Annotated in this window: 12 protein-coding genes; 11 read left to right on the forward strand and 1 reads right to left on the reverse strand. The window is 37.4% G+C overall.

Annotated elements, in window-relative coordinates; all coding sequences use genetic code 11:
- Positions 1-4 precede the first annotated feature (4 nt).
- The 9 genes from G457_RS0102915 to G457_RS22155 all read left to right on the forward strand — a co-directional run bounded on the left by G457_RS0102915 (position 5) and on the right by G457_RS22155 (position 7506).
- Positions 5-355: a Spx/MgsR family RNA polymerase-binding regulatory protein gene (locus G457_RS0102915; protein ID WP_035483047.1), complete on the forward strand. Its 351-nt coding sequence runs from the start codon at positions 5-7 to the stop codon at positions 353-355.
- 508 nt (positions 356-863) lie between these two features.
- Complete coding sequence (locus tag G457_RS0102920; protein ID WP_026945144.1) at positions 864-1706, forward strand: hypothetical protein; 843 nt, start codon at positions 864-866, stop codon at positions 1704-1706.
- Between the two features lie 52 nt (positions 1707-1758).
- Positions 1759-2739 (forward strand): hypothetical protein, encoded by a 981-nt coding sequence (locus G457_RS0102925; RefSeq protein WP_026945145.1) that lies wholly within the window; start codon positions 1759-1761, stop codon positions 2737-2739.
- A gap of 11 nt (positions 2740-2750) precedes the next feature.
- Positions 2751-3410, forward strand: a complete 660-nt coding sequence (locus tag G457_RS0102930) for a hypothetical protein (RefSeq protein WP_026945146.1) — start codon at positions 2751-2753, stop codon at positions 3408-3410.
- A gap of 60 nt (positions 3411-3470) precedes the next feature.
- A complete protein-coding gene (locus G457_RS0102935; protein ID WP_026945147.1) occupies positions 3471-3995 on the forward strand; it encodes a CsgE family curli-type amyloid fiber assembly protein in 525 nt (174 codons plus the stop codon).
- A gap of 12 nt (positions 3996-4007) precedes the next feature.
- The gene (locus G457_RS0102940) at positions 4008-4430 is read left to right on the forward strand and encodes a curli production assembly/transport component CsgF (RefSeq protein ID WP_026945148.1); all 423 of its coding nucleotides are present in this window, start codon (positions 4008-4010) and stop codon (positions 4428-4430) included.
- 13 nt (positions 4431-4443) lie between these two features.
- A complete protein-coding gene (locus G457_RS0102945; RefSeq protein ID WP_051260677.1) occupies positions 4444-5844 on the forward strand; it encodes a CsgG/HfaB family protein in 1401 nt (466 codons plus the stop codon).
- The gene (locus tag G457_RS0102950; RefSeq protein WP_026945150.1) at positions 5834-6481 is read left to right on the forward strand and encodes a carboxypeptidase-like regulatory domain-containing protein; all 648 of its coding nucleotides are present in this window, start codon (positions 5834-5836) and stop codon (positions 6479-6481) included. The genes G457_RS0102945 and G457_RS0102950 overlap by 11 nt, the downstream gene beginning before the upstream one ends.
- A gap of 11 nt (positions 6482-6492) precedes the next feature.
- Entirely contained in the window at positions 6493-7506 is a 1014-nt protein-coding gene (locus G457_RS22155; RefSeq protein ID WP_026945151.1) for a helix-turn-helix domain-containing protein, read from the forward strand.
- Here the strand turns inward: G457_RS22155 and G457_RS0102960 are convergent.
- Entirely contained in the window at positions 7496-8452 is a 957-nt protein-coding gene (locus G457_RS0102960; RefSeq protein ID WP_026945152.1) for an NAD-dependent epimerase/dehydratase family protein, read from the reverse strand. The genes G457_RS22155 and G457_RS0102960 overlap by 11 nt on opposite strands.
- Before the next feature lie 155 nt (positions 8453-8607).
- On the opposite strand from G457_RS0102960, the gene kbl reads away from it, so the two are divergent.
- Entirely contained in the window at positions 8608-9804 is a 1197-nt protein-coding gene (kbl, locus tag G457_RS0102970; RefSeq protein ID WP_026945153.1) for a glycine C-acetyltransferase, read from the forward strand.
- A 147-nt stretch (positions 9805-9951) separates the two neighbouring features.
- A complete protein-coding gene (locus tag G457_RS20945) occupies positions 9952-10221 on the forward strand; it encodes a helix-turn-helix transcriptional regulator (protein ID WP_051260678.1) in 270 nt (89 codons plus the stop codon).
- Positions 10222-10280: the final 59 nt, after the last annotated feature.

The raw sequence follows: 10280 nt of genomic DNA on the forward strand, positions 1-10280 counted from the left end.
GACTATGAGTTTGAAAGTATATGGAATCAAGAATTGTAACACGATGAAGAAGACCTTTGACTTCCTGGAAAGCAAGGGAGTTGAATATGAATTCATCGATTACAAAAAGCAAAAGCCTTCTGAGGAACTCCTTACAAGCTTCATTGAGAAGGCAGGATTGGATGCTGTGATAAATAGAAAGGGATTGACTTATCGTAAAATGGACGAGGGTCAGAAGAAAAGCTTGGAAAAGAAAGAATTCGCCATTCCCATTCTCATAGATAATTCCAGTATGATCAAAAGACCCATCATTTTATATCCGGATGATAGTATTACTTTAGGGTTTGATCCTGATTTGATTTCAGGGAAAATTTAGGAAAGAGGCTTCGGCCTCTTTTTTTATTCCCTTTAATTTTTGACTGTGATAGGCTGGAAATCAGTCGAGTTTCGAGCAGCTTCTTTAAAATTATTTTCAGGAGTTGTCATGACACAACCCATCCTAGAATAGATTGATGGGACTCTTGATGACTTTTTAATCTCATATGGACCCTTATTTCAGCCTTTATAACACGAGAACTTAGGCGTATTTATCATTTCGGATAATCAGATTTTTGTACATGAAAAGGGGTTGATTGTAATTGATTAAAATTTTTTTTGAACATTATAAACTGAATTTTTGAGTAAAATTACCCATTAACTTATTTTATAAACTGGCGGAAATTACCCATTGACACAACTACTTTTAAACGCTACTTTTGAAATGAAATACAAAAAATATATTCTGAAAAGCATAAAACTGTTCAAATTTTCTCAGCACTTCATAATCTGAACAATAAGACTATAACTTTAATTAATCTATTTCTAACAATTAACTATTTCAAATCATGAAAAAATCAATTTTATTCTTCGGTGCATTAGCTTTTACAGCTTCTGTTTCCTTTGCTCAAACTGGCGTTGGAAACAGCTCAACAACTGATCAAACAGGGAATAACAACACAGCTACTGTTGATCAGCTAGGTAATGATAATATTTCTACCCTCCTTCAGGACGGTAACAGAAATATGGGTACAGTACAGCAGGGAGGATTTGGTGGAGGAGGAACTCAGTCCAATAATGCTGAAGCCTTTATGAATCAAATAGGCAATGATAATGAGGCACTGATCCAGCAAAGACAAGGTTTTCCAGGTGGGACTGCCGCAAGCTATCATGAGATCATTCAAGACGGAAAAGAGAACTATGCTAGACTAAGAACCTTCAATGGAGGTAATGAGGGATTTGTTCTTCAGGTGGGGAATAGAAACAATGCTGACGGAAGTCAATCATCTAGTGCACATTTGTTAGTTATCCAACAATTAGGAAATGATAACATGGCTGAAGTTGATCAACTAGGAGCAAGTAACAATATTGCTTTCATCGGTCAGGATGGAAATGAAAATCAGGGTAAAACATACCAGAGAGGTGATGGTAATATCGCTGATTTCATCCAAGTAGGTAACAGAAACCTTGCAGTGGATATTAATCAGCTAGGGGATGGTAACTTCTTCTTTATGGATCAAATTGGTAATGATAATGAATCTATCCTTCTTCAGGATGGGTCTTTCAATGATGCCTTTGTATTCATTGACGGTAACAACAATTTCACTCAGCTAACTCAGACAGGTAGCTTTAACTTCTCTGAGCAAATTCAAGCTGGAAATGGAAACGTTTCAGTTGTAGTTCAAAATTAATCTTAGATCTTTTAAATACTTGGCTAGGTTTTCCTAGCCAAGTTTTTTCCTTATGAAAAAATTTACCTTAGTAGTTGTCTTTTCCCTTTTTAGCTCTGTTCTGTTTGCACAGGGCTTTGGCAATGTAGCTACCTCTGATCAAGAAGGAGATAGGAACAGGTCTACTCAAAATCAAACTGGAGTAGAGAATGTTTCTGACGTAGTTCAGTTAGGGAACGAAAATACAGCGAGACTTCGTCAGCAAGGGTTTTCCAACGCGGCCTTCCAGGTTCAAGAAGGTAATCAGAACCTTGCTGCAGTTCGTCAGCTTGGGTTTGGAATGAATGTCGCAGATCAGCTTTCGTTAGGTAATAGAAATACCGCTCGGATTGGTCAGTTTGGTGCAGGGTTTAATCTAGCTTCACAAGATCAAGATGGTAATCGCAACCGTGCACGAATCGTTCAGGATAGTTTTAATGGAGGTCAAGTGATTGCACCAAATTCTATTCAGTCTTCAAACTTGACTCCAAGTGATTTCTCCAATGAAGCATTTCAAACTCAAATAGGTAACCGGAATATTGCTAGAACCCTTCAATTAGGGGATGACAATCTCCTAACTTCATTACAAGACGGAAATAGAAATTCTTTAGGTACTCGTCAAATTGGTGAGGGAAATGAAATTGATGTTTTGCAATATGGCAGAAGAAACTTTGCAGGCTCTAATTTCCGTGCAGATGTAGGTATCATTCAACGAGGTGATAATAATTTTGTATCACTTATTCAGGATGGTCTTAGAAATACTCATTTAACGACTCAAAGAGGTTTTGATAACGAATCTTTTCAAGACGCTTTAGGTAATGATAACAATGGAGAGGCATTTCAGCGTGGAGAAGAAAATTTAGCAGATCTTTTTCAGACCGGGGACTTCAATTCAGGGATCATTATTCAAAGAGGTCTATTGAATTCTTCGGTTATTGAGCAAACAGGTATTGGAAATACTGCCATTTCTACTCAAACCGGATTTGGCAATTCTTCGTTAACAACACAGAACTAATTTAAAATTTTATGAATAAGCCCAATTGTTTTTTTATCGCGGTAATTATCTTTTTGTCTGTTTCGCTTTCTGCATTCTCGCAAGAAAGTCAAGGTGAACGGGAGGAAGAATTGGTTTCAAATCAGATCATTTCACCTGAAGTCATGTTGCAAAGTAATAGTGCTTCTGTGATACAAGTGGGTAATCGGAATAATTCATCTGTTTTTCAGCAAGGTCAAAACTTGGTCATGTTGAGTCAAAATGGAAATAATAATATCGGTTATATTGAACAATCTGGTGGCCAAAACCGTGCGATATTAACACAATTGGGCAATTCAAATGACGCCGGTCTTTGGACCATTGGCCAAAATATAACTTTAAATACAAATCAGGCAGGAAATAATAATAACATCAATGCGTACATTGAGAATGATGGTATAGGGGCACGAATTGCAATCCTCAATCAACTGGGGAACAATAACCAGATTGATGTTGCTCTACTTGGTAATGGATTCATTGGTTCTGGTAATCAAACTTTTGAAGCAACTCAAATTGGTAATGGTTCAAGTTTAACTGCACTCATAGATCCTTTTCAATCTCCAGTATCAGTAACTCAAACTTCTGGGATAGGAGGTGCTGGTATGACTCTTAATATTTCCACTACTACCTTTAATTTTCCAATGAGACAATAATTGTTGGAAAAGTCGCTTTTAATTGATTTATTTATTTTAAATTTTAATAAAGGCGTATAAATGAAAAGGCTTTGGATTAATTTAAGTTTTTCTATTTTTATTTTCTGTTTTTCGACGAGTTATTCTTGGGCTCAGTCAGATACTACTAGGATTGCCTTGGATACTGCTAAGAAGGAGGCCACCATACAAGAACTTCAAACTCTCTTGGAATCAATAAAAAAGCAGGAGACGCAGAAAAAGAGTACAGATGTAGTTCTTGAAATTGATGGTCTTTTGATCGATGATACAAAGACGAAAAGTGGAAGAGACTTTTATGATTTCTTTTACCGAGATTGGGTTGCTCCTCCAGAGGCCAGTAATTATTCGATTTTCATTGTCGAAAAGCCATTCAGACTTAATACTACAACAGTAGAAATACTGATAAATGATATTACGGTTTTTCAATCCTTTCTACAGCCAAGAGCAGATGTTGTAGAAGAGTTAGCTAAGCAATCGATTGGGATCACTCAGCAGTATTTGATTCAATACGAAGAGTTAGTTAGGCAATTGGATGGAGAAGAAAGAAAAGGAACAGGAATATTTTAAATACACTACCAAATGAAAAAAGTCATATTATTCGCTTTTGTATTTTCTTTGGTTGGGTTATCAGATTTATTCGCCCAACGATTAGTCTATACTCCCCAAAACCCTGCATTTGGAGGAAATACATTTAATTATCAGTGGTTGTTGAGCTCAGCTCAAGCTCAGGATACTTTTGAAGATCCCGCTAGTAGGGAGGATCGGTTTGGTTTTGGACAGGACCCTTTAAACGATTTCTCAGAAAGTTTAAACCGACAAATTTTAAGTAGACTTTCCAGAGAGATTATTGATAGGCAATTTGGAGAAGAGTCATTAGAGTCAGGGACTTATAATTTAGGAGACTATCAAATCGATATTTCAAATTCAGGTTCAGGACTCATTGTCACCATTATTGATAATGTAACAGGAGCCACCTCAGTAATTGAGGTTCCATTTTTTTAACCAAAAAAGTTAAATGCAACTCAAATCTATTCACGGCTACAAAAGGTTTATTTTTGTAGTTTTATTGTTAGTTCTATGTTTCGGATACGGCTGTGCTCCATCTTTTTATCAACCTTTTAATGATAGAGATGCTCGTTTAGGTCCTGAGACACCTTTCAAATCGGAATTGCTTGGTTTGCCTGAGCCTGCTGAGCCTATTTTTGTAGCAGTCTACAAGTTTCGAGATCAAACAGGACAATATAAGGAGTCAAACGTGGGTGCAAACTGGTCAACGGCAGTCACCCAGGGAGCTACCAATATCTTAATTCGGGCTTTGGAAGAATCTGGTTGGTTTGTTCCAATCGAGCGGGAGAATATTTCAAATCTTTTGAATGAGCGTAAAATTATTCGTTCCAGTAGGGAACAATATGAAGGTACTACAAACATTCTTCTGCCGCCACTCCTTTTTGCAGGAGTACTATTAGAAGGAGGAATTATTTCTTATGAAACGAATATTTTCACCGGAGGTGCGGGTGTTCGATATTTTGGAGCAGATGCATCATCTCAATACCGAGAGGATCGGGTTAGTATTTATCTAAGAGCTGTCTCCACCAATAATGGAAAGATTTTGAAGACTGTTTACACAACTAAATCTATCCTTTCCCAAGAAGTTTCAGCTGGGTTTTTCCGGTATGTTAAATTTAAAAGACTCTTAGAGGCTGAAACCGGATATACTTACAACGAACCCACTGAAATGGCTATTACAGAGGCTGTAGAAAAGGCCGTTCATAGTATGATTTTAGAGGGAGTTGTGGACGGTTTGTGGAATTTTAAATCAGAAAATGATACCACTGCCCAAGTCATGCAGGCTTATCAGTTAGAAAAAGAGGAGAATCAAAAAACTGATTATATAGGAAGACTACACCAAGGGGTGGACCGATCCAATATATTTTTATCCCTAAGTGGAAATTTCCAAACTTACGTAGGAGATTACTCTAGAACGGCATTCAGACCAGGTTTTACGGGTTCTTTAGCATTCAAGTTATCTAATTCACTTTATATGGAGGGAGGCTTTGGTTTTCATCAAATAGAGGTGCCTGAATTGTTTAGATCGGTTGATTACCACGGTGATTTAAGCCTTTTGTATATGGCTAATTCGACTGGTAAGCTATCGCCTTTTGTATCTGTAGGAGCGGGCTCCTTTTTTGATTTCACTGATCAGGTAGGTTTTTCTCAAAATACCTACTTACCATATGTAAAATATGGTGGAGGATTGGAGTATATGTTATCAGGGGGCACAGCACTCACTGGTAAGCTTTTTCTAAACCAAATGCTAAATGATCAATATGATGGCATTGAGTCAGGAAGCTTTAATGATTTGATATGGGGAGTGAATTTAGGATTACGATTTTATATAGGAAATAATGCAAAATAAAAAAATAGGGGGCTTTTTGCTCGTTGTCTTTCTGATCTTTACTACAGCATGTGAAGAAGAAACTTTTGACATTGAGCGTTTCGGATCCATATCTGGGATAGTCGTGGATGGTGATACTTACGAGCCATTGCAAGGAGTGCTTATTACGACTACTCCATCTAGCAATGCCGTATTGACTGACGAAGGTGGGACCTTTCAATTAGAAAAGATTAAGGATGGTGATGTTGTCATTACTGCCAGAAAAAAAGATTTTCTAAATGGAACGATTAACGTCGCTGTTTATGAGGAAGAGAATACTGCGGTCACCTTTTTTCTTTTAGAGGATGAAAATAATGTAGGAAGTGTAATACTCTCTGATCCAGTTCCAGGAAATGGAGCTGTCAATCAAGATCTGAGTTTTACTTTCTCTTGGAATGTGGATCAGGAGAATCCAGGTATTCCATTGGCTTATTCAGTATTCATTTTTGAATCAAATAGTACTGTACAGGATTTGGTGGGTGAGAACTTGCCTACTAATGAGGCCAATGTCACAGGTTTGAAACCAAATACTACCTACTTCTGGTATGTGGTTGCAAAGTATGAAGGAAGGAATGTAGCAAATAGCCCTACTTGGACTTTTGCTACTGGTGATCAATAAATAATTATTGAATGGTGTTGAGGGCTCTACTTATTGGTAAAAACCCGATTCTAGAATCAAATTTGATTCAGGTTCTTGATGAGATTTCGTCCAAATTTATTTTAGATAAAATAATTTTGGATGAAGCCTTACCTTCCTATGAGTATTTTGAAAAATTTGATTTTATTTTTTTTGACGATCATAGCTGTAAGCGGGAGTGGCTTAAATTCCATCGTAAGCTTAAACCTGTATTTTTAGAAAATAATGTTTCTTTTTTTCTGGTTCTAGGAAAAACCTGTGGCAAGGAAGAAATTTATATTGCTCTCGAGGCGGGAGTGGAAAATATCTTATTTCTACCCTTGGATTTAAGTAGTGCAATAAATAAGCTCAAGAATTCTCAAGATAAAAAAAAGTTTTTTAGTTTTTATAATTCTAAAGATTATAAACTATTTTTTGATAATTCGAGTAATCCCAAAATGTTTGTAAAAAGAGGTGTTGTAGAGCGTGCAAATCATGCTTTTTTTAAAAGTGCCAGCTTACTAAATGAGAAAAGTATTATCGGAAAAGAATTCTTTAAACTTTTTGATTTCGAATCAGACGAGTCGAATTCTTTAAATATGCAACGGTTTGAACACCAGTTAGTAAAGTCGGTCGAATTCTTAAATGTGAGATTGCGTCAAAACAATGAGTTATTCCATATTCGAACCATTAGTGTTTCTAATAGATCTTCCAGATTTATTGCTGAAATTCATCCGGTATCAAAGCCTCAAAAAGAGTCTTTCAAGGACCTTTATCTTTTAACAAACGAGAACTACCAGGAACATAACAACAATGGCTTTTCAAATGATTATGAAAAGCTTACAAAAAGGGAAAGGCAGGTTTTAGACCTTTCATCCAAAGGTCTACCACTTAAAGAGATCGCGCAAAACCTTGGCTTATCAAAGCGAACTGTTGAAAGGCATCGAGCTAATATTATGCAGAAGGCTGATGCGCATAATATTTTGGAGGCAATTTTATTCTTTTCTGATTCTGAGGTTAGAGTTTGATTGGAAAAAATTTCGGTAAGTTCTCTAAAATATCTTTTGTCATTTCTTTCAGACCGTAGGTTGGTTTCCAGCCCCAGTGATCTCTGGCAAAATGGTCATCGATGCTATCTGGCCAGCCATCAGCAATCTGCTGACGGAAATCAGGCTCATAGTTGATTTTGAAATCAGGGTGGTGCTCCAATATACTTTCATAGATATCCTTTGGCGAAAAGCTCATCCCTGCCAAATTGTAGCTTGACCGTATTTTGACATTTTCAATTGGTGCTTCCATGAGGTCTATGGTGGCTTTGATGGCATCAGGCATGTACATCATCGGCAGCATGGAGTCTTCCCTTAAAAAGCATGTAAATTTCTCTCCATTTAAGGCTTTGTGGTATATATCCACTGCGTAGTCAGTCGTGCCTCCTCCGGGTAGTGCCTTGTATCCAATGAGTCCAGGATATCTCAAGCTTCTAACGTCTACTCCATATTTTTGGAAGTAATATTCGCACCATCTTTCTCCGGCCTGCTTTGAAATACCATAGACAGTATTGGGTTCTTTTACACAATATTGAGGTGTATTGATCTTTGGAGTATTGGGTCCAAATACAGCAATAGAAGAAGGCCAATAAATTTTATCTAGATTGAATTCCCTAGCCAATTCTAATACAAAAAGAAGACTTTCCATATTAAGCTCCCATGCAAAAAGAGGCCGTTTTTCCCCCGTTGCCGAAAGCACAGCGGCAAGATGATAAATCTGTGTAATTTTTTCGTTTTTAACTAAGCTTCGGACACTCTCTTGATCCATGATATCCAAAACCTGAAATCTACAGAAGTCAAATTTTTCCTTTGCGTCTGCATTTAAGTCTGTAGCGATGACATGTTCCGAACCAAATCGGTCTGTAAGGGCTTTGGTAAGTTCAGATCCGAGCTGTCCTGCAGCTCCAATTACTAGGATTTTTTCCATGAGAAAGGAGTAAATTCTTCCCGGCTAGTGATGCCTGGCTTTTTGATTATATTTGGGTTTGCTTGCGCAAAAGTAATAAAAAACCGATGTCCCATGGCGTTTTTTGACGAATGGGAAATCAATAAAAAGAATAAGCTGATCAAAAACCAATCAACATGTATCAACAGATTAAACCCAAGTTTGAACAAGAAATTGCAGAGATTAAAGAAGCAGGTTTATTTAAAAAAGAAAGAGTAATTACCTCTCCGCAGGGAGCTGAAATTACGATCGAAGGTGGAAAAAAAGTTTTGAATTTTTGTGCCAATAATTATTTGGGTCTCTCATCTCATCCCAAAATTATTGAAGCAGCAAAGGCAGCGATTGATTCCCATGGCTTTGGTCTTTCTTCAGTACGATTTATCTGTGGAACTCAAGATATCCATAAAGAACTAGAACGAAAGATATCCGAGTTTTTAGGCACGGAAGATACCATCTTATATGCAGCTGCTTTCGATGCGAATGGTGGTGTATTTGAGCCTCTACTAGGTCCTGAAGATGCGATTATTTCTGATGCTCTCAATCACGCTTCTATCATTGACGGTGTCCGTTTATGTAAGGCTATGCGCTTTCGCTACCTGCATAATGATATGAGTGATTTGGAAGAGAAACTAAAAGAAGCTCGTGAAGCAGGGGCAAAGCAAATTGTGATTGTGACCGATGGAGTATTCTCTATGGACGGTACAATCGCCCAACTCGATAAAATCGTAGAATTGGCTGAAAAATATCAGGCTATGGTTATGTCCGATGAATGTCACTCCACTGGATTTATGGGCAAATCCGGTAGAGGAGTACACGAATTAAAAGGAGTGATGGGCAAAATGGATATTATTACCGGTACCTTAGGTAAAGCATTAGGAGGAGCTTCAGGTGGTTTTACTTCTGGTAAGAAAGAAATTATCGAATTACTTCGCCAGCGTTCGAGACCTTATCTGTTTTCTAATACCCTTGCACCTTCGATTACAGGAGCTTCCATTGCTGTTTTTGACTTGCTTTCGGAAACTACAGAACTACGTGATAAGCTAGAAGACAATACCAAGTACTTCCGAAGTAAAATGGAGGAAGCTGGCTTTGATATCAAGCCCGGCGAACACCCTATCGTACCTATCATGCTTTATGATGCGGTCTTGTCTCAAAAAATGGCCGAAAAATTATTGGAGAAAGGAATTTATGTGATTGGGTTTTACTATCCGGTTGTACCAAAGGGTCAGGCTAGAATCCGGGTACAAATTTCAGCAGCTCATGACAAGCATCATTTGGATCAAGCTATTCAGGCATTTATTGAAGTAGGAAAAGAGCTTGGTGTGCTTTCTTAAAATTTCTTTTTGGAAATAAATTATCCCGATTTGAGCGATCAGATCGGGTTTTTTATTTGACGTCATGAATGACGTAAAAATGACGTAAGCTAATTTTTGCCTTTATCTCATGGGGACATAGTTTTGAAAAAATGATTGAGCAAAAAAATGGAAAATAAACTAGGAAATCAACTGAGAAATCTTCGAATCAAAAGGGGAATATCTCAAGAGGAGTTGGCATTACAAGCTGGTGTAAGTTTACGTACGGTGCAGCGATTTGAAAATTCTGAAACAACTCCTAGGGGAGATACTGTTCAAAGGCTTTTTCAAATCTTTGGCAAAAGTCCGGAAGAGGTTCTTGATTGGTCTATGGAGGATAATAGGGGATTTTTAAGTACGATGGGACACTATCCCAAAAAGTGTGTAAATAGATTTTAGGGTTAGTTAGAGTTTTATACGGTTTTCAAACATAATCATAAATTGGTTTAGGATCATGC

It is taken from the genome of Algoriphagus marincola DSM 16067 (assembly GCF_000429405.1).
Classification (GTDB): Bacteria; Bacteroidota; Bacteroidia; order Cytophagales; family Cyclobacteriaceae; genus Algoriphagus; species Algoriphagus marincola.